The sequence below is a fragment of the Bradyrhizobium quebecense genome (assembly GCF_013373795.3).
In the GTDB taxonomy this organism is placed as follows: Bacteria; Pseudomonadota; Alphaproteobacteria; order Rhizobiales; family Xanthobacteraceae; genus Bradyrhizobium; species Bradyrhizobium quebecense.
Genome location: NZ_CP088022.1, coordinates 3,263,339 through 3,284,051, shown reverse-complemented (window position 1 = coordinate 3,284,051; position 20,713 = coordinate 3,263,339). Strand labels below are relative to the sequence as shown.

Below are 20,713 nucleotides of genomic sequence, written 5' to 3'. Positions count from 1 at the left end.
GATGGCGATGTGTCTGCTCTGCGACGATGAGAAGGCCTACAAGGCCTATATGGACTTCCTCGATGCGATGGAGCGCAAGGGGAAGGTCGCCGACCCCAATGCGGCGATGGACGCGGTGCTCGACCATCTCGAGGGGCTCGATGCCGCCCGCGCCAGGGAAAATGCCCAGAGAAATATGAGCCCCCGGCAGGACGACCCCGCCAACGACAAGACCCTGTCTCCGTTCTTCTGCAGCCCGATCAATAAATGACCGATTTGACATCGCTGACGATCGCCGACGCCCGCGAGGGCCTGGCGAGCAAGTCTTTCACCGCCCGCGAACTGACTGACGCGCATCTTGCCGCCATCGAGGCCGCGCGCGTGCTCAATGCCTATGTGCTCGAGACGCCGGACCGCGCCCGCGAGATGGCCAGGGCGGCCGACGAGAAAATTGCAAAGGGCGAGGGCGGGCCGCTGGCCGGCATTCCGCTCGGCATCAAGGACCTGTTCGCGACCCGCGATATCCGAACCACCGCGTGCTCGAAGATCCTCGGCAATTTCATTCCGCCCTACGAGTCGACGGTGACCTCGCAGCTCTGGCGCGACGGCGCGGTGCTGCTCGGCAAGCTCAACAATGACGAGTTCGCGATGGGCTCGTCGAACGAGACCTCGTGCTTCGGCCCGGTCACCAACCCGTGGCGGCGCAAAGGCTCCAACACCACGCTGGTGCCGGGCGGCTCGTCCGGCGGCTCGGCGTCGGCCGTGGCGGCACTGCTCTGCATGGGTGCGACCGCGACCGACACCGGCGGCTCGATCCGCCAGCCCGCCGCGTTCACCGCGACCGTCGGCATCAAGCCGACCTACGGCCGCTGCTCGCGCTGGGGCATCGTGGCGTTTGCATCCTCGCTCGACCAAGCCGGCCCGATCGCGCGCACGACGCGCGACGCCGCGATCCTGATGCGTTCGATGGCGGGGCATGATCCCAAGGACACCACGTCGGTCGACATCGCCGTGCCCAACTACGAGGCAGCGATCGGCAAGTCCGTGAAGGGCATGAAGATCGGCATCCCCAAGGAGTATCGCCTCGACGGCATGCCGGCCGAGATCGAGAAGCTCTGGAGCGAGGGCGCGCAGTGGCTGGAGGCGGCGGGCGCCGAGCTCGTCGAGGTGTCACTGCCGCACACCAAATACGCGCTGCCGGCCTATTACATCGTGGCACCGGCGGAGGCCTCGTCGAACCTCGCGCGCTATGACGGCGTACGCTACGGGCTGCGCGAGCCGGCCAAGAACATCATCGAGATGTACGAGAACTCCCGCGCCGACGGCTTTGGCGACGAGGTGCGTCGCCGCGTGCTGATCGGCACCTATGTGCTCTCGGCCGGTTACTACGATGCCTATTATCTGCGTGCGCAGAAGGTGCGGACGCTGATCAAGAAGGACTTTGAGGACTGCTTCGCCAAGGGCGTGCATGCGATCCTGACGCCGGCGACGCCGTCGGCGGCGTTCGGCATCGGCGAGAAGGGCGGCGCCGATCCGGTCGAGATGTATCTCAACGACATCTTCACGGTGACCGTGAACATGGCGGGCCTGCCGGGCATCGCCGTGCCCGCGGGCAAGGACACGCAAGGGCTGCCGCTCGGCCTGCAACTGATCGGCCGTCCGTTCGACGAGGAGACATTGTTCTCGCTCGGCGAGGTGATCGAGCAGGCGGCCGGCCGCTTCCCGGCGCCAAAATGGTGGTGAGCGATGGTGGATTTCCGCGCCAGTCTCGCTAACGCCGCGCCTGATGCGGCGCTGTCGCCGCCGCTCGCGGCGTTGTGGTGGGCGAGGAAGGGCGATTGGGATCAGGCGCACAAGATCGTGCAGGACGAGAGCGACGCCTATTCGGCCTGGGTGCATGCCTATCTGCATCGCGTCGAGGGCGATCTCGGCAATGCCGGCTACTGGTATCGCCGGGCCGGCCAACCCGTCGCGAGCGATACTGTTGAGGCTGAGTGGGAGCGGATCGTCTCCGCGCTCTTGGTCTGAAATACCGGTGCCAGGTCGGTGTCTTGTGCGGTGTCTTGGCACCGCGAGCATTAACCCTGTTTCGGCCGCCATGCCGCCGCCCAGATTGGCCGTGATAGGCTGGTGGAACCGGGCGGGGGCCAGCGGCAAAGAGAGTATTCGTGCGTGGGTCGGGCATAGGGGGATGGCTGTCAGCGTTGCTGGTGGCTGCGGTCGCGGTGGGCCTGGCCGGCTGCGCAACCGTCTACAATCTCCCGGGCAATGTGCCGCTCGGCAACGCGGCTGCCGACACCAACGGTGTCAGCGATATTCCGGCTTATGAAGACGATCTGCTGCTTGCGCTGTCGTTCTCCGGCGGCGGCACGCGCGCGGCGGCGTTTTCGTTCGGCGTGCTGGAGGAGCTCGACCGTGTGCGCTCCAGCGCCGCCGGCACCAAGACGCTGCTCGACCGTGTCGACTTCGTCTCCGGCGTCTCCGGCGGATCGGTCACCGCGGCCTATTTCGGATTGAAGCGGCGTGCGGCGCTCGACGATTTCCGCGAACGTTTCCTGCTGCGCAATGCCGAGGAGGGACTGAAGACCAGGATCTCGCTCGGCAATATCGGGCGCGCGCTGGGCGGCGGCGTCAACGACAGCCAGTTCACCGACTGGCTCGATCAAAACCTGTTCGACGGCGCGCGGTTCGAGGCATTGCCGGACGACCGCCGGCCGCGGGTGTGGATCAACGCGTCCGACATCTACAACCGCACGCCGTTCGTGTTCGGCAAGACGTCGTTCGATGCGCTGTGCAGCGACATCCGCTCCTATCGTGTCGCCGAAGCGGTGGCGGCGTCCGCCGCGGTGCCGTTGGCCTTCGCCCCGATCGTGCTGCAAACCTATCCCGGTGGCTGCGCTGCGCCGCTGCCGTCCTGGCTCGATCGGGTGCGCAACGATCCGAACGCGCAGCCGCTGCTGCGCTCCTATGCCGAGGCCCAGGCGCGTTACCGCGGCGGCTCGATGCGCTACGTCAAGCTGCTCGATGGCGGCCTCGTCGACAATTACGGCTTGTCGGGGCTGAGCATCGGCCTGCTTGCCGCGCAACGTCCCTACGAGCCGCTGAGCGAACGGCAGGCGGCCAAGCTCAGGCGCATCTTGTTCCTGGTGGTCGATGCCGGCCGCGGCATCTCCGGCGATTTCGTGCAGACGCTCGAAGGGCCGAGTGGTGTCGAGCTGGTGTCCGCGGCCGCCGACACCGCGATCGATGCCAGCGTGCGCTCGAGCTACGCCGCCTTCACGTCGCTCGCCAACGACTGGTCCGGCAAGTTGAAGCACTGGCGCTGCGGCCTGTCGGCGGCGGATCGCGCCAGGCTCGGCGTCGGCGCCGGCTGGAAGTGCGGCGACGTCGCGATCTATGTCGAGCGGCTCGGCTTCGACCGGTTCGGACCGGAGCGCGCCGGCATCCTGAACGCCATCCCGACGCGGCTTTCGCTGCCGCCGGAGCAGGTCGACCAGCTGATCACCGGCGGCGCGGACGCGCTGCGCTCGAGCAAGGCCTACCAGCAGTTCCGGCGCGGTCTCTGATCTCCGCCCCGATGCGCCGGTACGGGCTGCAAGGGGACTGCAAGGCGGCTTGACTGGCGCGATCGGTTGCGCGAAGCCCAATCGATCCCAGATATCACTTGTCCGGAAACCGAGATCCATGACCGCATCTGCTGCCCCTCACAAGCTAATCAAGAGCGCCACCGGCGATTGGGAGGTCGTGATCGGCATGGAGGTCCATGCCCAGGTCACCTCGAACGCGAAGCTGTTCTCCGGCGCGTCGACCGCGTTCGGCGGCGAGCCCAACTCCCACGTCTCGCTGGTCGATGCCGCGATGCCGGGCATGCTGCCCGTGATCAACGAGGAGTGCGTCCGCCAGGCGGTGCGCACCGGTCTCGGGCTGAATGCGCAGGTCAACCTGCGCTCGGTGTTCGACCGCAAGAACTATTTCTATCCGGACTCGCCGCAGGGCTACCAGATCAGCCAGTACAAGTCGCCGATCGTCGGCGAGGGCGAGGTGGTGCTCGAGCTCGATGGCGGCCGCAGCGTCACGATCGGGATCGAGCGGCTGCATCTGGAACAGGACGCCGGCAAGTTGCTGCACGATCAGTCGCCGACGATGTCCTATGTCGACCTCAACCGCTGCGGGGTCGCGCTGATGGAGATCGTCTCCAAGCCCGACATCCGCGATGCCGAGCAGGCCAAGGCCTACGTCACCAAGCTGCGCTCGATCCTGCGCTACCTCGGCACCTGCGACGGCGACATGGAGAAGGGCAGCCTGCGCGCCGACGTCAACGTCTCGGTGCGCCGTTACGGCGAGACCGCGTACGGCACCCGCTGCGAAATCAAGAACATGAACTCGATCAACTTCATCGGCCAGGCGATCGAGTACGAGGCGCGGCGCCAGATCGAGATCATCGAGGACGGCGGCTCGATCGACCAGGAAACCCGGCTGTTCGACCCGAACAAGGGCGAGACGCGTTCGATGCGCTCCAAGGAAGAGGCGCACGACTACCGTTACTTCCCCGATCCCGATCTGCTGCCGCTCGAATTCAGCCAGGCCTTCGTCGACGAACTCAAGGCGCAGCTGCCGGAACTGCCGGACGAGAAGAAGTCCCGTTTTATTACGGGCTTCGGCCTGTCGCCCTATGATGCGAGCGTGCTGGTCGCCGAGCGCGAGAGCGCGGAGTTCTACGAGGCGGTGCTCGCTCGTCTCGCCGACAAGGCGCGCGACGGCAAGCTTGCCGCCAACTGGGTGATCAACGAGCTGTTCGGCCGTCTCAACAAGGAAGGCGTCGCGATCGCAGCCTCGCCGGTGTCGGCGGAGCAACTCGCCGCGATCGTCGATCTGATCGGCGAGGGAGCGATTTCCGGCAAGATCGCCAAGGACTTGTTTGAGATCGTCTGGCGGGAGGGTGGCGAACCGCGCGCGCTCGTTGAGGCGCGCGGCATGAAGCAGGTCACCGACCTCGGCGCGATCGAAAAGGTGGTCGAAGACATCATCGCGGCCAATCCCGACAAGGTCGAGCAGGCGAAGGCGAAGCCCGCAGCCCTTCAATGGTTCGTCGGTCAGGTAATGAAGTCGTCGGGCGGCAAGGCGAACCCGAAGGCGGTCAACGAGCTCTTGAAGTCCAAGCTCGGCGTCTAAACGAACAGGACAATGATGTTGTCCTTGGCGCATGATCCAGTCGGATCATGCTCTCGCGACCGTCGCCATCGGCGTCGTCGCGCGCGCGTGAACGCGGCGTGATCTTGCCTCACACCCTCCCTCGACGGTCGCGCTGACGCCTTCCGCGCCGAATCGGCGAAGCTGCGATTCGTTCGCGAATCCGGTCCCGGTGACCTCAAACGAGGCAAAAGCGGTCTTACCCACGAAAATTTTTTCGTTGCCAAAAATTACGACTCGGCGTTCGCGACGCGCCGCTTTTCGTCACAGCTTGCGACTCAACGCAATGACGATCGCGCGTCGATCGTTCGAATGCGAATTCAAGAAATGCCTGCAATACAGGCGTTTCCTGCAACGTTGACAAATGCCGATGTCGGCCGTTGCTGCATTTCTTGTATCGTCGCGTGAATGCAATGCCGATTTGATCGGCGCCGCGCGCTGTGCGCACTGCCACCGCTGCGTCAACACTTCCTTAAGCGGGACACTGTTTTTTTCGGTCTGTTGGTGTATTCGGGAAGTAGTGCATATCGATTCCCGAGTGCACGCAGCGAGAGCCATCTCACATACTGGAGGGCAACATGGCTAAGAAGGCAAAGAAGGCGAAGAAGGCGAAGAGCGCAGTGAAGAAGACTGCGAAGAAGACCCGCAAGGTCGCCAAGAAGAAGTAAGCCTCTCGCCTTGAGAGGATTGCCGGCGGCTTGATGCCGGCACGTCGCGAGAGCCAGCGGACGGACTGCTGAGAGGCACCTCCCACCCCAAGGCTCTGGCTGACGAAAGAGGGTGTCGGCGAGACATCAGGTCAAACGGCTGGATCGAATTTCGGAGAGGGCAACCCTCCCAAAAGCGGTCCGGCAGAAGAAACAGAGATTTCTTCGTTCGGTGCGGAGCCCGCTTGGTTCCGCAATTTCACCGGCGACAATGCCGAGCTGAAATCTGGTCCTGACGTGTTCGCCGACCCCCTCGTTCCGGCGGCCCGCGCAGTCCGCGCCCGGCAGCCACTTTCCACATCCCATTTTCTGGATCGACGTCGGGCCTCACGGCCTCGCGTACCTTTGCGCGCGCGACCGTACCGCGGCTCCGTGGACCGTCCGCCAGGCCTGCCAGCGCGCCGTCAACTCATCGATTGATCACATGCGCCGGCGGCCGGGACCGGCCGGTGCCCGCGGCCATTGCCCGCCATGGTTATCGTTGTCCGAAACACCAGGGTAAACCGGCGTTCACGAATGCACGGAAATGCCTGCGGCACAGGCACTTCTGCGATTCCGGGGAGCGCTCCGGGCGGGCCGATTTACATCCCGTTCATCGCGATACTTAAACCGCTCTTCAAATTTGATGGGCCATGATCATCCCAACAAGCCGGCAAACGGCGCGCGGTGATCCAAAGGATCAGCCCGGGAATGACAGGGTAGCTTAACAGTGGACGGGGGCCGCGCTCGGGGGAGGGCGGCCAACAACAAAAAGGGGAATGACGACAATGTTTCAGGGGGTCATCGATCAGGAAAGCGCTGTCCCGGTTGCTGCGACTGCAATCCAGGACGTGCTGTTCGAGCGCGGCATGTATTGGGCGAGCGGCCGCTCCGGCGTGGTCAACCTCGTCGCGGCGCACAAATGGTTCAACCTGGCGGCGCTCAAGGGACGTACCGACGCGATCGCGCACCGCCGCGAAGTCGCCGAGCAGATGTCCGACGTCGAGATCGCTGCCGCCCAGCGCGAAGCCCGCGCCTGGATGACGACGCACTAAGTTTTCGTTTTGACGCGTTTTCTTCACGCGAACCGGTAATCCACTTCGCTCGAAAACGCACAGCTCGAGCTGGGAGCCTCGGCTCCCTCGCTCCATCTAGAACCAGTAGCGCGCCGCGTAGATCACGGTCATCAATGCTCCGGCGGCGATGACGAACCGCCGGACCATGCGAGCCGGCAGGATCCGGATCAGGTGGCCTCCTGTATAGCCGCCGATCATGGCGCCGAGCAGCATCAGAGAGGTCTCCGGCCACCGTACCGCTCCCTGCACGATGAAGATCAGTGTGGCGGCGAGCGACACGCAGGTCGCCAGCAGGTTCTTCAATGCCTTGATCGCCCTGATGTCGTTGGGTTCCGTGATCGAGAGCACCGCGGTCAAGATGACGCCGAGCCCGGCGCCGAAGAACCCTCCATAGACACATGCCAATCCGAGCACGGCACTGCTCGCGCCGGTCGAGGGCAGAGCCGCTGCCTTCTGGTGCCCGACGGTCCATCCCTGGATCTGTGGTGCGAAGGCAAACAGCAGCGTTGCGAATGCGATCAGGGCCGGCACCGGCAGGACGAACAGCCGCTCGGGAAGCAGCAAAAGGACGCTGGCACCGGCTGCGCCGCCAACCGTGGAGACGGCGACGAAGCTGATCGTGCGCCGCGTCGGCGGCGGCAGCTTGCCGCGATCGGCGAGGGCTGCGATCAAATGCCCCGGCGAGATCGCCACCGCATTCGATGCATTGGCGATGACGGCGGGCAAGCCTGCGGCGAGCATCGCCGGAAAGGTGATGAGCGTCGCGCCGCCCGCCAATGCATTGATGATGCCCCCCGCGCCGCCGGCTGCGAGCAGCAGAAGACTTGTTCCGGTATCCATCCTTCACCCCTTTGCAGGGTGAGCAGCCTAGCGGGCCGAGCGCCGGCCGGTCTGGAACGTCTGTGACGCCGCTTCAATCGCGCCAGTAGACGCCCGGCGTCGTGCCGAAGGTGTGGCGGAACAGGCGGGTGAGATGGCTCTGGTCGGAAAAGCCCGCATCCGCCGCAACGGCTGCGATCGGCTCGCCGGCGCGCAGCAACTGTCGGGCAAGATTGAGCCGGGCGAGCAGGCGGAAGGTATGCGGCGCGACGCCGAGCTCGCGCCTCACCATGCGGCTGAACCCTTCGCGGCTTCGCCCGAAGCTGGCGGCAATCTCGCCGATCGGCTCGACGCTCTCCGTCAAGGCGGTACCGAGCTTCGCACTGTCGATGCACCCGGCCGGGCGTGACGGCTCGCGCGACAGCGTGTCGTTGGCGATCTCGCCGATATGCTTGGGCGATATCTCGTCGATGCTCCGCCAGCGGTCCCCGACATTGATGATCCGGAGCGACGAGCAGGCGCGGCCCGCCGGAACATAGGCATTCAGGCAAACCATCTCCGCGCCCGGTGTCGCCATCGGTGTATGCAGCATTCCCGCCGGGATGAGCGCGGCATGGCCCGCCGGCACCGTGACGGTCGCGTCGTCGATGCGAAAGGCGCGCGATCCCGACAGCACCAGCACGATTTGGTTCTCGTCATGGAAGTGCGGCCTGAGGGCGAGCGAGCCGGCACCGCGCCACGCCGCCAGCTCGACGATGTCGTCGTTGGTGGCGCGCCGGTAGTTCCAGGCGTTGGTCATGGCGAACCGGGTGATCACAGAGGTCTCGAACCGATGGGTGGGTGATCCCCGAACGTAGCACGGGGGTCACCGACTGTCATGGGACGTCACCTCTGCGCGACTGAAGCCATCGGCGAGGCCGTTCGCATCGTCGCGACGGCGATGACGGCGGCGACGAGGTTGGCGGCTGCGCTGATCGCCACCGGGATGAAATAGCTGTGGCTGACGTCGAACGCAAAGCCGGCAGCGCTCGGGCCCAGCAGCGTGCCGACGGCGACGCTGGTGTAGAGGATGCCGATGATGCCGCCGACATTGCGGCCGCCGAAATGGTCGGTGACCACAGCAGGCAGGATCGCCACCCAGCCGCCATAGAACAAACCGAACAGCAGCGCAAAGACCGTGAGCGACCAGAAGCTGCCGGCGATTGCCCAGATCGCCAGCGAGACGGCCATGCCGAGATACATCGCAATCAGGAACGCATCGCGGCCGACCCGATCGGCGATGCCGCCGAGGAAGAACCGGCCGGCGGTGCTGCCGACGCCGATCATTCCGAGCAGCAGCACGGCAAGCGTCGGCGCGACCTGATGGTCGACGGCAAAGGGCACCAGGTGCACGAAGGGCACGAACACCCCGAACGCGCTGATCAGGCAGGCCGCATAGAGCCCGGCGAAGCGGGCGGTCTTGACCGCGCCGCGGATCGAGACGCCCTGACGGAGCGGCGCGCCCGAGACTGCTTCGAGCGGATCGCCATCCGGTCCGGTGCCATGGCGGCGCGGATCGTCGGCGATCAGGAGCGATGCTCCGATCCCGGCGACGGCAGCGACGACGCCCAACACGACGTAGGCTTCGCGCCAGCCGAGGCTCGTGATCAGCCAGGTCGCGAGCGGCGGCATCACCAGTGTCCCGACCCCGATCCCGCTGACGGCGAGGCCTGACGCAAAACCGCGTCGCCTGACGAACCAGCGTTGCACGGCGCCCAAGGTCGGAACGTATGCGCAACCGACGCCGGCACCGATGCCGATGCTGTAGGCGGCATAGACCTGGAGGATGGTCTGCGCCTGTCCCGCCAGCACCATGCCGAGACCGACCAGCGCCATTCCGAGGCCAGCGAGCCTGCGGGCGCCCCAGCGGTCGGCAAGCGGGCCGGAGACGATGCCGAGTCCGAAATACAGGAAGCCCGCGAACGAGAACACCAGCGAGACCGAGCCGCGCGAGGCGCCGAACTCCCGCTGCAACGACTCGACAAAGGACGAGAACGTGTAGGCGCTGCCGAAGCCGACGAGCGTCACGACGAAGGCGGCTGCGACGACATACCAGCCATAGAACGGCTTTGCTCTCCGATAACCGGCGTGCATGACGGCGTTCCTCATGATCGTTCTCCCTGTGATGCGCCGCCGCCCGCCTTGGCCGGCGGATAGAGCAGCATCTGCGTGCAGCGAAACAGGGCGATGGCCTCGCCGGTCGCCTCGCGGCGGATCTCGGCATCCCACACCTGGGTCGTGCGCCCGGCATGAACGAGGCGCGCCTCGCAGCTGACGCCGCCTTCGCGCGCGGCGCCGATGAAGTTCGTCTTCAACTCGCCGGTCGCGAAGCCAATCGCGCCGTCCGGCAGGGAGGCGAGGCAGCCGAATCCGCAGGCGCTATCCGCCAGCGCGACGATGCTTGCGCCGTGCAAGAGCCCGTGCGGCGAGAAGTGCTTCGCGGCAATCTCGAAGCGGCCGCGGATGAGGCCGCGTTCGGCTTCGAGCCATTGAAAGTCCAGCAGGCCGGGCAGGCTGCCGGCTTGCGACGCGTTGATGCGGTCGACGCGTTGGCGGATATCGCTGCCTGCACCGGTCCCGTGCAGGGCGAGTCTATTTGGGACCTCGGTCATGTCCTGTCCTGGCTCCATCAGGGAACCGGGAGCCGCTGTCGCGAGCTGTAGAAAAGATTAGAAAAACTAACTCCATTGGCCCGGATTTCTCTGAGTTGACGCGGCTCTCAGCGTTACGATAGGCTGATTGAGCGCCAGGAAGGCGCCATTGGCAAACCAGATTTGCTGCGCGATTGAGATTAGAATATCTAAATCATGGAGAGCCGGCTTCCACCCCTGAACGCGCTCAAGGCGTTCGAGTCCGCCGCCCGCCATCTCTCGGTGAAGCTCGCGGCCGAGGAGCTGTGCGTGACGCCGGGTGCAGTCAGCCAGATGCTCAAGACGCTGGAAGCCCATCTCGGCGTCAAGCTGTTCGAGCGGGTGCCGCGGGGCATCTATCTCACCGACGCCGGGCGCGACTATCTGCCGTCGATCCGCAATGCGTTTCGCCAGATCGCGGAGGCCTCGCGCCGCGTTGCTGCGTCGGTCGACGTCGGTACGCTGACGGTGAGCGTCACGCCGTTCTTTGCGTCGGCCTGGCTGGTGCCGCGCATGGCGTCGTTTCAGGGCGCGCATCCCGAGATCGATCTGCAGATCGTCACCAGCAACACGCTGGTCGATTTCTCGCGCAGCGGAATCGACGTCGCGGTGCGCCACGGCCTCGGCCGCTATCCGGGGCTGCGCAGCGACCGCGTCGTCACGGTCGAGATGGTGGCGGTCGCCTCGCCGTCGCTGGTTGCGCGTCTCGGGCGGCCCGCATCTCCCACAGAGCTTGCGGGCTGGCCGCAGGTGCATGATGCCGATCGCAAGGGGTGGAGCCTGTGGTTTCAGGCCAACGGCATCACGGAGGTGCGCACACCGCGTGGTCCCTCGTTCGACGACAGCGGTCTGCTCCTGAAAGCCGTGCTGACCGGCCAGGGCGCAGGCCTGCTGCCGGCGGCGATGGTCGCAAACGAGATCGAGAGCGGCGAGCTGATCCAGTTGCTTGACACCGCGCATCTGGAGGAGTTCGCCTACTATCTCGTCTGCCCCGACAACCGGCAGGGGCTTCCGAAGATCGCGGCGTTCAGGGAATGGATATTGGGGCCGGTGGCGCAGTCAGTGCCTGCGGAGCGCTAGCTATCTCGCCGCCGCGACGGCCTACCGATAGAACGCGTTCGGCGGCACACCAAAATGCTTGCGGAACATCGCGGTGAAGGCGCTCTGGCTGGCATAGCCGGCATCGAGCGCGACATCGACCACCCGCGCGCCGCGCGCGAGGCGTTCCAGCGCGAACAGCAAGCGGGCCTGCTGACGCCACTCGCCGAACGTCATGCCGGTTTCGCGCGGGAACAGACGATGGATCGTCTTCGACGTCAGCTTCAGCCGGCGCGCCCAGTGCTCGGCGGTGGAGGCGTCGTCGGGGCGGGCCACCAGCGCCGCGCAGATCCGCGCGAGCCTTTCGTCGCGCGGCATCGGCAGATGCAGCGGTAGCACATCGATTTCGCGCAGCTGGTCGAGCAGCACGCGCATCAGGCGCTCGTCGGACGTCGCAGGCGCATAATCCAGCGGCACACCCATCGCGGCGACGAACAATTCGCGCAGCAGCGGCGAGACCGTGAACACGCAGCTGGTCTGCGGCAGATTGGGAGCCGCGTCGCTGTCCACGAACACAGTGCGGATCTTGACCGCCCCGCACATCCGGACCTCGTGCGCGAGACCGGCCACCAGCCACACCGCGCGATTGGGCGGCACCACCCAGGTGCCCTCGGCGCAGCGCACGATCATCACGCCCTCGATCGCATAGAGCAGCTGGCCGCGCGGATGCGCATGCAGGCCGGTCGATGTGCCGCTCGGATAGTCGATTTCCATCGCCGCCATCGGCCGCGCCGTGGCGTGATAATCGAGGTGCCGTGTGATCAGCTCGTCCAACACGTCTTAGTCTCGCATGTCCCAATCTCGCTAGGTGAGGTCATTCTAGCGTGAGACGGACTTCGGCGCGACAAGTAGTTGCTGGTGTGTCCTTCACCAATGCGCTGCCAGGTCATGCTCAAGAAGAATGCTGCACTTCTCTATCCCTTCGTTGCCATCGTGCTATGGGCCGGCAACGTCATTGTCTCGCGTCTGTCGGCCCACACGATCGGTCCGCAGGCGATCACCTTCTATCGCCTGCTGGTCGCGGTGCTGCTGATGTCTCCGTTCGTGGCACGCGCCGCCTGGCGCAATCGCCGCGCGATCTGGCCGCATCTCGGGCCGCTCGCGATCCTTGGCTTCCTTGCGATGTGCCTGTTCCAGAGCCTGTCGTATCTCGCCGCCGAGACCACGACTGCGACCAACATGGCCGTGTTCACCGCACTGACGCCGCTACTGACGGTCGCGCTCAGCGCCGCGCTGCTCGGCGAGCAGCCGACGCTTGGCATGGTCTGCGGCGCGCCGCTGTCGTTCGCAGGCCTCGTCTATCTCGTCAGCGGCGGCGAATTGTCGTCGCTGCTGCAGAACGGCGTGCATGCTGGCGACGCACTGATGCTGCTCGCCGCGATCGTCTACGCGCTGTACGGCGTGCTCCTGAAGCGCTGGAATTTGCCGATCACCGGATGGCAATCGACCTACATGCAGGCGCTGTGCGCGCTGGCCGTGATGTTTCCCGCCTTCCTCGCGACGCCGGCGCCGTTGCGGCAGGTCAACGCCGAGACCTGGCCGCTGATCGTCTATGCCGGCGCGCTGGCCTCGGTGGTGCTGCCGTTCCTGTGGATCCGCGGGGTCGCGCAGCTTGGCCCGAACCGCTGCGCGATCTTCATGAACCTGTTGCCGGTGCTGACGGCCGCGGCCGGGATCGTGCTGCTGGGTGAGCCGGTCAGGACGTTTCACGTCATCGGCGGCGGCCTCGCACTGCTCGGCGTCGCCTGCGCGCAGGCCTTTCCGCGGCCGCTGTTGCGCGCGCAGCGTGCCTGAGCATGTGACCTGTCGTCAAAGCGATGTCTGATCTATTTCTCGCCGGGCTGGCGTCGCGACATCGTGCCCGCATAACTGCACCGCGGTGCCGCTTGAGATCGACGTCGAACTGCCTGTCTGGAGTCCAACGGCCGTGTTCTATTCGGCCTTCTGCGACAGGGTCTTCATCGCGAACTACGTTGGAGGGGACATTATCGTCGCCCAGCTTGGGCGTACGCCGTCCGGCGGGCGGGCTCACGCTGCGTGATCACGCGCAGGCTCTACATCGACGATCTCGCGGTTTTGATCACATGTGAAAGGCCGGGGCAGAATAGAACGCCGCGGTCGGCGGTCACTTGTTCGGTGAAACGGAGTGATCGCCATGCGTGTTGCCTTGGTCTTGACGTTGCCTCTTGTGATCCTGTGGAGTGCGGTTGCCGACGCGGCCGCTGCGCATCACCGGCGCGTGCGACAGCACCTCATCATCCGTCCGAGCGAAGAGGTGGTCGTGCCTGGCGGGTACAGATATCCCGGCTTCGGGCCGATCCCGCCGGGCGAGAACCGAAATCTCGATCCATCCACACGTGGTAGCGGCTGACGTCGGTCGGCGCCGCAGCTCCATCACGTCGATCACGCTGCCCGCGCTGGCGTTTCGGTGGCGAGGGTGATCGTTCCAGGGCTGCTCCGGCGTACCTGAGTGACCCGCCTCACATCACTTCCGGAGCCGTTCTGCGAGTGTTTCGACCAAGGCGATGCAATGGTGCGTCAGCCCAATTGTGGAGGAGGGTAAATCATGCGTGCAATTTCACTGGGCTTCGCCGTCGCAACTGCGATTGCTCTGTTCACGTTCGGTCAGTCGGCTTTTGCCGCCCCCATCGGAGCAGTCGTGAAGGCGTGCGACAGAACCGCAGGATGCAACTATACCCTGAACAAGGCTGGAGACCTGTCGGGCTGTTCCTCGAAGGTCTGCTTCTACTGCCCGAACAACAGCAAGCGGCAGTGCTTCCCGGTGCAGTAAGCAGCCAGGGGCTCGCTTCCAGCGGGCCCCTTTGCTTCTCGGGGACCGAGCTACGCTGCGCCGGTGACCAGCTTCTGCTGAGATCTCTCGGTGACACGCATTTCGAGCGTGGCGATGGTTCCCTTGAGATTGTCGTACCGCTCATTGAGCGACCTTGCCAGGGTCGGATACCTTGCGTCCGATTGGTCATAGATTCCCGCGCGCGCTTCTTCGGTCGCAATGTCGGCTTCGATCTGCTGGCAGGCCAGGACAAGATCGGACAGCATCTTCCTGACCGTCGACTCTCGTCCGGTGCTTGCGCGAGCTGTCTCAAAACGATGATGCATGTTCATGTGCGTGCTCCGAATGTCCGAGTTCGGCACACCGCGAACAGCTGGCGCCGAACTATTCACGGATACATCGCAAGTCGCCTGCCAGGAGCGGGTCCGTAAGAATACGGTCGGGGCGTAAGTCTGATGGGTCTTGCTATTCTCGGCGCCAAGCCGGAATGCAAGCGGTTAGCGTGACGCGCCTGTAGTCTCGAGCGGCGTTCTGATCTCCGGATTCTTCCGCAAACCTGACCGCGGCCTCCATGTCCTGCGAGGCAGACGCGCTATCGCAGAACAGGCTGTGAATTTCAGCCCGGTATCGATATGCCCTGTAGTTCATCGGGTTGTACTGAAGCGCCAGGGTGTAGTTGCTTTGCTCCTCAGTGGCGCCTCGGCGCGCATCATCCGATTGACTGTCGATGTTGGCCAGGCGATTGAGCGCCTGGAGTGTTCCGAGCTCCGTGTACCGTTGAGACATCGCGCCGAAACTTGCAGGAAGTGCTTCGGCCGAAGAAGCAGGCTGCTTCGCCGCGCTCTGTGCGCGTTCAATTTCGATCTTCTTGTATTTGATGGCGTTGTCGTAGTCGCGCAGGCTTTGGAAGGTGCTCGATATTTCGTTGTTGATCGGCGCGATATAGGCAGTCGACAGTCGTCGATCGCTCAGCAGGTTGAGGCATGCCCGTATCTTTGCCTGCGCGGGCAAGACATCGCGACATTCCTTGTCAACCACGCGACGCGCGTCCCGCGAATGCACTGTTGGCGGTGTCTGAGCAGCAGGCAGGACAATAGCCAGTGCGAAGGAGACCGCTAACCTGAGACCGCGACTCGGGCCATCCATCTTATTTCTTCGCCTTCAGCCCGATCTCGACAAGCCGGCGGATACTTCGTGCGGGCTTCATGACTATTTGATGCCAAATAATCAAGCCGAGGGGAAGCTGCGACTTCCACCTCGGCTCTAACCCTCATCCGGCTCCGTGGCTACGCCAGCCGCCACAATCACCTCAAGCCTCAAGGCTCGATCATCGATCGCGTAGACGCTGACGCATTTCATTGATGGACTCAAAAGTGAGGCCGTTCGTGACTGGGATAGACCGAACGGCCTCAGCCGGCCCGCGGTGCCAAAATGGAAGAATGGGCTAGCTGTCGAGCTACGGCGTCGCCGGCCAAATGGTTTCGCCAGCCAATTGCCGTCGCGACCGTCCGGCCCCTTCGAGGTGTTGGATCAGGTCACCTTTGCTTCCTTGGTGATAGCGGCAATCGAGGGGCCCGATTTTCGAACGATTGAAGCAAACTGTTGATCGGAGACCTTGAGGCGCTTCCTCAATACTTTGACCTGGACCTTGTCGCGCAGATCCAGCGAATTGCGAGAATAGGTTTGCCTGCGCTTGTTCATGGAAACTTGGCTCACAAAGGACATGTTGCTCGCGATGTTGCGGCATTGCGTCGACATCGATCGGTCGACGAGGGGACCGGTTGCCCTCGCGAGCGGGCCGTCGCCGCCTACGCAACGCCCGGCCAGGGGTAGCGTTCCTTCAACGACGAGGCCCCTTGCTATGAGCGCGCAGGATCGGTTTGACGACAGGTCGTCAAGACAAACGCTGCCTTGCTACATTGCCAATCGCTGCCAAGCGTAGCGCTCGAGACGGGCCGTGGGGCGGCAACGATCGCCAGCACGACAACCATGCAAGCCAGCGAAGTTGCGATGACGAGTCTGCCTGCCTTGGATGAGAAGCGCTGCCGTAACCAGGGAGTCAAATCGGCGGATCGGCGAAGCTGGGCGTTACGCAAAACCTGGTCGATATCCTGGAATTGAATGCCACTGTCCTGCTGCATGGCTTTACTCCGGAAATATTCAGGTGATGAAAAACACGGGACGATCCTGCGCGCGGTTTGTTTCGCGCTCGCTTCAACGTGCCGGGAATGATGTTTCGTTCACGCGGAGGTGACTGCCGGTTCAGGCCAAAGGCGGCTTGTGCAGCCGCTCGTGCGCTGAACAGCGATTTTCCAGAAATTTCAATGATGTCAATGAGACTGGCGGAGACGGAGGGATTCGAACCCTCGATAGGCCTTTACAAGCCTATAACGGTTTAGCAAACCGCCGCCTTCAGCCACTCGGCCACGTCTCCAATGGCGCCGATATGCCCGAGAGGGCGCTAAGCCGCAAGCGGCAGATTCAGTTTGCGGCAAGGTGATTTGGTGGCAGCTGTGCCGCCGGCGGCCCGGGAGCGGGCACGGAGCCTTTATATTGCGCGCCGATTCCGGTGCGATGGCTCAGGTGAGCGCAGGAAATGCAAGCTATAACAATAAGTTAGGTCGAGATCTGCGCAGGGCTAACCGTGGCCCCTCGCAAGGCTGTTGAAAACCGGCCGCGCCGGCTCATTCCACGCTGGCGCCGCGGCGCAGGTCGGCGTCGATCTGCAATCTGGTGCCGCCGCCGAAGCGGGCGCGGTAGACCTGCAGGTTCTCCATGATCCGCTGGACGTAGTTCCGCGTCTCCGAGAACGGAATCAGCTCGACCCAGTCGACCGCGTCGACCTTGGGATCGCGCGGGTCGCCGTAGCGCTCGATCCACTTCTTCACGCTGCCGCGGCCGGCATTGTAGGCGGCGAAGGTCAGGATGTAGGAGCCGCGATAGTCCTCGAGCAGGCCGCCGAGCTCGGCCGCGCCGAGCATCGCGTTGTAGACCGGGTCGGTCTTCATCCGGTTGAGGTCGAAGCCGATACCGGCGCGCTTGCAGACATAGCGTCCGGCGTCCGGCGTCACCTGCATCAGGCCGTAGGCCTGGGCCGGCGACACCACCGCCGGATTGAACGCGCTCTCCTGGCGCGCAATCGCGTAGACGACGCTCTGCTCGACCTCCGGTCCGACCTGGCGGAACGATGGAATGCCGTTCACCGGGTAGGCGTAGTGGTCGAACGGCAGTCCGCGATTGAGCGCGGCCTTGCCCATCAGCAGCATGCCGCGGGCATCGCCATGGCGCGCGGTGAGCTCGCCGAGCCCGGCGAGCGCTTCCGGATCGCCATTGTCGCCCATGTCGCCGAAGATCGGGATCGCGAGCTCGCGCGCGTCGATTTCGTAGAGCAGCCCGACCGCGCGCACGATTTCCAGGCGGTCGGCGCCGCGGCCGCGCGGCGCGCTGTTCAATTCGATCTGCGGCAGGCCGAGCTTGGCGCGCGCGAGCTGGCCGTAATAGCTGGTCGACTGCTCGGCTGCGCGTGCGTAGGCGGCGCGCGCCTCCTGGCCGCGGCCGGCGGCCTCCGCGGCGCGGCCCTGCCAATAACCGGCACGCGCCAGCGCGGTCGGGTTGGCGCTGCCGACGCCGATCCGCGCGAAATGCTGGGCGGCGAGGGCGGGGTCGTTGAGAAAGCGCAGCGCGATCCAGCCCGAGGTGAATTCCTGCTCGGTCTTGTAGATGTCGCGGGCGGGCAGCGCCGCATCACGCGCGATCAGATAGGCGGTGCGAAACTCGTTGACGTCGATCATCTTGCGCGCCAGCAGGCGGCGCTCGACCCACCATTCGTCGACGTTGAAGAGCCGCGCGGCGTCCTTCGGCGCGCTCAGCATCAGCTGCGCGGCTTCGGTGAACTTCTCCTCGCGGCGGAGCAGCTGGATCTTGGCGAACAAATAGCCGGTGTCGCCGGAGAGTTCGCGCGGCACCTCTTCGAGTAGCGCGCGCAGGTTCGAGCCCTTGCGGTTGGCCGCGATGCGCGCCTTGGCGAGCGCCAGATAGCCGGAACCGAGACGCCTGGCCGCGCGGATGCCGGCGGCTTCGTTGTCGGTGCCGTAGAGCATGGTGTCCATGCGCGCCTTGTGGTCGCCGGCGGTCAGGAACGAGCCGAACAGATCGAGCGCAGTGGTTTCGGTGTCCTCGCTCATCGGGTCGTTGCGCCAGGCTTCGCGCACCAGCCGCTCGGCATTGCCGCGGTCGCCGCGTCCGATCATCACCTTGGCAAGCGCGAGCCGGCCCTTGGCCGAGACCGGCGATTCATTCTGGAACCAGGCCCACACCGCGGAATCGTCGCGATGGTCATCCCATAGCGAGGCCTCGATGCGGCGGCGCAGGAAGGTCTGCGAGGGCCAGCTCGGATTGGCGTCAAGGAAGGCGCGGTAGCGCTCGACCGAGGCGCCATTGTCCTCGCTGCGCAGGATCAGCCATTCGGCAAGCTTGCGCGCAACCGGATCGGAGATCGAAGCCTCGGCCTCGGTGGCGTCCGCCGGCTTGCGCTTGCGCAACAGCTCGACGACGCTCGCGAGCGCTTCCTTGTCGGACTGCGACGTCGACGATGTCGCAGCTACCGCCGCAGGCAGCACCGGCTTGCGCGCGATCGGCGCGGCATGCTGGCGGGTCGCCGGAACCAGCGCGGGGGCGGCGGCACGGATGGGCGTCGGCTTGTTCGGCAGACTTCCTGTCGCAGCCGGAGCAGCGGGCTTCGACGCGGTGGTCTTTGCCGCAGTGGGCTTCGTCGTAGTGAGCTTGGACGTGCTGCTCTTTGACGCGGCGGCCTTCGAAGCGTCAGTCTTGGAAGGCGCGGCCCTGGCGCCGTCGGTCTTCGCCGCGCCGGACTTCGAAGATGTCGTCTTGGCGGCATCCGCCTTGGCAGCGCTGGTCTTGGTGTCGCCGTTCTTGGCGTCGGCTGGCTTTGAAGCGTGTGCCTTCGAGGTGCCGGACTTGGAAGCGTCGGTCTTGGAAGCGCCCTTGGAAGCCGCATTCTTCGAGGCAGCTGTCTTGGAAGCAGCATCCTGGGTAGCCGGCTTCGCGGCTGGAACATCCTCGGCGGCCCATGCGTCGGCCGTGATGGCGGCAAGGCCGACGACCAGCGCCAGGCTCGTCGCCAGCGCCGTCGATCGCAAAGTGCCTGCGCGGGCGGAACGGATCACAGAAGTCCTCTGCGGCCCCGAATCATCTGGTCGGTTGGGCCATGGGTTCTTATTTGATTGAAAACGTAGACAAAATACTAAGAAGCCTGCCGGTGCGGCTGTTTGCGCCAGCACAACGGCAAAATCGCGGCTGGAACCGGCTGGGAATAGGTTCGGTACGGCCCTTTCGCCTGCGGGGCAGACCCGATATGAATTGCCCTTCATGGCGTTTCGCATCAACCGGGTGCCGGTTGCACGGACGTGAAGCACGACAATAACAAGGGTCCGTCGACCTAGCCTTTAGCCTGAAGCGTTTGGAGGAAGTCCATGGCAGCCAAGACAAAATTCCGGGGATCATTCACTGCCTTGGTGACGCCCTTCAAAAACGGCGCGGTGGATGAGGCGGCATTCCGCAGTCTCGTGAACTGGCAGATCGCCGAGGGCACGCACGGCCTGGTGCCGGTTGGCACCACGGGCGAGAGCCCGACGTTGAGCCATGACGAGCACAAGCGCGTGGTCGAGTGGTGCATCGAGGAGGCCAAGGGCCGGGTGCCCGTGATCGCCGGCGCCGGCTCGAATTCGACCAAGGAGGCGATCGAGCTCGCCGAGCACGCGGAGAAGGCCGGCGCCAATGCGGTGCTGGTGGTGACGCCGTACTACAACAAGCCGACCCAGGAAGGCATGTACCAGCACTTCAAGGCGATCAACGATGCGATCGGCATTCCGATCATCATCTACAACATCCCGCCGCGCTCGGTGATCGACATGTCGGTGGACACCATGGCGCGGCTGTTCGAACTGAAGAACATCGCCGGCGTCAAGGACGCGACCGCGAGCATGGTGCGGGTGTCGCAGCAGCGCGCCGCGATGGGCGAGGACTTCAATCAACTGTCGGGCGAGGACGCGACCATCATCGGCTACATGGCGCATGGCGGCCATGGCTGCATCTCGGTGACCTCGAACGTGGCGCCGCGGCTGTGCTCGGAGTTTCAGACCGCCTGGCAGAAGGGCGATGTCACCACGGCGCTGAAAATCCACGACAAGCTGATGCCGTTGCACACCAACCTGTTCATCGAGAGCAATCCGGCGCCGGTGAAGTATGCGATGTCGCTGCTCGGCAAGCTGGACGAGAAGCTGCGCTTGCCGATGGTGCCGGTCTCTGAATCGACCCGCCAGGCCGTCCGCAGCGCCATGGTGCATGCCGGCCTGATCAACTGAGCCGGACCGGTACCGCCGTGAA

At 64.7% G+C, this 20,713-nt stretch carries 20 protein-coding genes and 1 tRNA gene; 10 read left to right on the top strand and 11 right to left on the bottom strand.

What is annotated here, in order from left to right:
- The first annotated feature begins 7 nt into the window (after positions 1-7).
- From HU230_RS15855 to HU230_RS15830, 6 genes are all read left to right on the top strand, one after another.
- Entirely contained in the window at positions 8-250 is a 243-nt protein-coding gene (locus HU230_RS15855; RefSeq protein WP_176530882.1) for a hypothetical protein, read from the top strand.
- Positions 247-1,722: an Asp-tRNA(Asn)/Glu-tRNA(Gln) amidotransferase subunit GatA gene (gene gatA, locus HU230_RS15850; RefSeq protein ID WP_176530883.1), complete on the top strand. Its 1,476-nt coding sequence runs from the start codon at positions 247-249 to the stop codon at positions 1,720-1,722. Before HU230_RS15855 ends, gatA begins: the two co-directional genes overlap by 4 nt.
- A 3-nt stretch (positions 1,723-1,725) precedes the next feature.
- On the top strand, positions 1,726-2,007 hold the full coding sequence (locus HU230_RS15845; RefSeq protein WP_176530884.1) for a hypothetical protein: 282 nt from the start codon (positions 1,726-1,728) through the stop codon (positions 2,005-2,007).
- Between the two features lie 176 nt (positions 2,008-2,183).
- Positions 2,184-3,545: a patatin-like phospholipase family protein gene (locus HU230_RS15840; RefSeq protein WP_176535000.1), complete on the top strand. Its 1,362-nt coding sequence runs from the start codon at positions 2,184-2,186 to the stop codon at positions 3,543-3,545.
- A gap of 118 nt (positions 3,546-3,663) precedes the next feature.
- Positions 3,664-5,151 (top strand): Asp-tRNA(Asn)/Glu-tRNA(Gln) amidotransferase subunit GatB, encoded by a 1,488-nt coding sequence (gene gatB, locus HU230_RS15835; RefSeq protein ID WP_176530885.1) that lies wholly within the window; start codon positions 3,664-3,666, stop codon positions 5,149-5,151.
- A 1,492-nt stretch (positions 5,152-6,643) separates the two neighbouring features.
- Positions 6,644-6,910, top strand: a complete 267-nt coding sequence (locus HU230_RS15830) for a hypothetical protein (RefSeq protein ID WP_021078341.1) — start codon at positions 6,644-6,646, stop codon at positions 6,908-6,910.
- Positions 6,911-7,006: 96 nt separating this feature from the next.
- Here the strand turns inward: HU230_RS15830 and HU230_RS15825 are convergent, their stop codons facing one another.
- The 4 genes from HU230_RS15825 to HU230_RS15810 all read right to left on the bottom strand — a co-directional run bounded on the left by HU230_RS15825 (position 7,007) and on the right by HU230_RS15810 (position 10,401).
- Positions 7,007-7,771, bottom strand: coding sequence for a sulfite exporter TauE/SafE family protein (locus HU230_RS15825; RefSeq protein ID WP_176530886.1), 765 nt, complete (start codon positions 7,769-7,771; stop codon positions 7,007-7,009).
- A 73-nt stretch (positions 7,772-7,844) separates the two neighbouring features.
- Positions 7,845-8,567 carry an AraC family transcriptional regulator gene (locus HU230_RS15820; protein WP_176530887.1) on the bottom strand — a complete coding sequence of 241 codons (723 nt, stop codon included), beginning with the start codon at positions 8,565-8,567 and terminating at the stop codon, positions 7,845-7,847.
- Positions 8,568-8,635: 68 nt separating this feature from the next.
- Positions 8,636-9,898: an MFS transporter gene (locus tag HU230_RS15815; protein ID WP_224924457.1), complete on the bottom strand. Its 1,263-nt coding sequence runs from the start codon at positions 9,896-9,898 to the stop codon at positions 8,636-8,638.
- Positions 9,895-10,401 carry a PaaI family thioesterase gene (locus HU230_RS15810; protein WP_176530888.1) on the bottom strand — a complete coding sequence of 169 codons (507 nt, stop codon included), beginning with the start codon at positions 10,399-10,401 and terminating at the stop codon, positions 9,895-9,897. Before HU230_RS15810 ends, HU230_RS15815 begins: the two co-directional genes overlap by 4 nt.
- Positions 10,402-10,596: 195 nt before the next feature.
- Here HU230_RS15810 and gcvA point away from each other — a divergent pair, with 195 nt between their 5' ends.
- A complete protein-coding gene (gene gcvA, locus HU230_RS15805) occupies positions 10,597-11,499 on the top strand; it encodes a transcriptional regulator GcvA (RefSeq protein ID WP_207829937.1) in 903 nt (300 codons plus the stop codon).
- A 21-nt stretch (positions 11,500-11,520) separates the two neighbouring features.
- Here gcvA and HU230_RS15800 read toward each other — a convergent pair whose 3' ends face one another.
- Positions 11,521-12,294: an AraC family transcriptional regulator gene (locus tag HU230_RS15800; protein WP_224924456.1), complete on the bottom strand. Its 774-nt coding sequence runs from the start codon at positions 12,292-12,294 to the stop codon at positions 11,521-11,523.
- 111 nt (positions 12,295-12,405) lie between these two features.
- Between HU230_RS15800 and HU230_RS15795 the strand changes: the two genes are divergently transcribed.
- Together HU230_RS15795 and HU230_RS15790 are read left to right on the top strand one after the other, a co-directional pair.
- Positions 12,406-13,311 carry a DMT family transporter gene (locus HU230_RS15795; protein ID WP_176530889.1) on the top strand — a complete coding sequence of 302 codons (906 nt, stop codon included), beginning with the start codon at positions 12,406-12,408 and terminating at the stop codon, positions 13,309-13,311.
- A 772-nt stretch (positions 13,312-14,083) separates the two neighbouring features.
- Positions 14,084-14,308, top strand: coding sequence for a hypothetical protein (locus HU230_RS15790; protein ID WP_176530890.1), 225 nt, complete (start codon positions 14,084-14,086; stop codon positions 14,306-14,308).
- A gap of 50 nt (positions 14,309-14,358) precedes the next feature.
- Here HU230_RS15790 and HU230_RS15785 read toward each other — a convergent pair whose 3' ends face one another.
- The 6 genes from HU230_RS15785 to HU230_RS15760 form a co-directional block, all read right to left on the bottom strand.
- Entirely contained in the window at positions 14,359-14,640 is a 282-nt protein-coding gene (locus HU230_RS15785; RefSeq protein WP_176530891.1) for a hypothetical protein, read from the bottom strand.
- 133 nt (positions 14,641-14,773) lie between these two features.
- The gene (locus HU230_RS15780; protein WP_224924455.1) at positions 14,774-15,346 is read right to left on the bottom strand and encodes a hypothetical protein; all 573 of its coding nucleotides are present in this window, start codon (positions 15,344-15,346) and stop codon (positions 14,774-14,776) included.
- Between the two features lie 492 nt (positions 15,347-15,838).
- Positions 15,839-16,066 carry a DUF3606 domain-containing protein gene (locus tag HU230_RS15775; protein WP_176530893.1) on the bottom strand — a complete coding sequence of 76 codons (228 nt, stop codon included), beginning with the start codon at positions 16,064-16,066 and terminating at the stop codon, positions 15,839-15,841.
- 101 nt (positions 16,067-16,167) lie between these two features.
- Positions 16,168-16,449, bottom strand: coding sequence for a hypothetical protein (locus HU230_RS15770; protein ID WP_176530894.1), 282 nt, complete (start codon positions 16,447-16,449; stop codon positions 16,168-16,170).
- A gap of 199 nt (positions 16,450-16,648) precedes the next feature.
- Positions 16,649-16,742: transfer RNA gene (locus HU230_RS15765), tRNA-Ser, on the bottom strand.
- Between the two features lie 250 nt (positions 16,743-16,992).
- Complete coding sequence (locus HU230_RS15760; protein WP_224943305.1) at positions 16,993-19,494, bottom strand: lytic transglycosylase domain-containing protein; 2,502 nt, start codon at positions 19,492-19,494, stop codon at positions 16,993-16,995.
- 306 nt (positions 19,495-19,800) lie between these two features.
- On the opposite strand from HU230_RS15760, the gene dapA reads away from it, so the two are divergent.
- Positions 19,801-20,691: a 4-hydroxy-tetrahydrodipicolinate synthase gene (gene dapA, locus HU230_RS15755; RefSeq protein ID WP_176530895.1), complete on the top strand. Its 891-nt coding sequence runs from the start codon at positions 19,801-19,803 to the stop codon at positions 20,689-20,691.
- Positions 20,692-20,713 lie beyond the last annotated feature (22 nt).

Bases quoted from the DNA above. Each gene is read 5' to 3' on its own strand.
- HU230_RS15855 (WP_176530882.1), top strand. From the start codon at position 8: ATGTGTCTGCTCTGCGACGATGAGAAGGCCTACAAGGCCTATATGGAC.
- gatA (WP_176530883.1), top strand. From the start codon at position 247: ATGACCGATTTGACATCGCTGACGATCGCCGACGCCCGCGAGGGCCTG.
- HU230_RS15845 (WP_176530884.1), top strand. From the start codon at position 1,726: ATGGTGGATTTCCGCGCCAGTCTCGCTAACGCCGCGCCTGATGCGGCG.
- gatB (WP_176530885.1), top strand. From the start codon at position 3,664: ATGACCGCATCTGCTGCCCCTCACAAGCTAATCAAGAGCGCCACCGGC.
- HU230_RS15830 (WP_021078341.1), top strand. From the start codon at position 6,644: ATGTTTCAGGGGGTCATCGATCAGGAAAGCGCTGTCCCGGTTGCTGCG.
- HU230_RS15825 (WP_176530886.1), bottom strand. From the start codon at position 7,771: ATGGATACCGGAACAAGTCTTCTGCTGCTCGCAGCCGGCGGCGCGGGG.
- HU230_RS15815 (WP_224924457.1), bottom strand. From the start codon at position 9,898: ATGAGGAACGCCGTCATGCACGCCGGTTATCGGAGAGCAAAGCCGTTC.
- HU230_RS15810 (WP_176530888.1), bottom strand. From the start codon at position 10,401: ATGACCGAGGTCCCAAATAGACTCGCCCTGCACGGGACCGGTGCAGGC.
- gcvA (WP_207829937.1), top strand. From the start codon at position 10,597: ATGGAGAGCCGGCTTCCACCCCTGAACGCGCTCAAGGCGTTCGAGTCC.
- HU230_RS15795 (WP_176530889.1), top strand. From the start codon at position 12,406: ATGCTCAAGAAGAATGCTGCACTTCTCTATCCCTTCGTTGCCATCGTG.
- HU230_RS15790 (WP_176530890.1), top strand. From the start codon at position 14,084: ATGCGTGCAATTTCACTGGGCTTCGCCGTCGCAACTGCGATTGCTCTG.
- HU230_RS15785 (WP_176530891.1), bottom strand. From the start codon at position 14,640: ATGAACATGCATCATCGTTTTGAGACAGCTCGCGCAAGCACCGGACGA.
- HU230_RS15775 (WP_176530893.1), bottom strand. From the start codon at position 16,066: ATGTCGACGCAATGCCGCAACATCGCGAGCAACATGTCCTTTGTGAGC.
- HU230_RS15770 (WP_176530894.1), bottom strand. From the start codon at position 16,449: ATGCAGCAGGACAGTGGCATTCAATTCCAGGATATCGACCAGGTTTTG.
- dapA (WP_176530895.1), top strand. From the start codon at position 19,801: ATGGCAGCCAAGACAAAATTCCGGGGATCATTCACTGCCTTGGTGACG.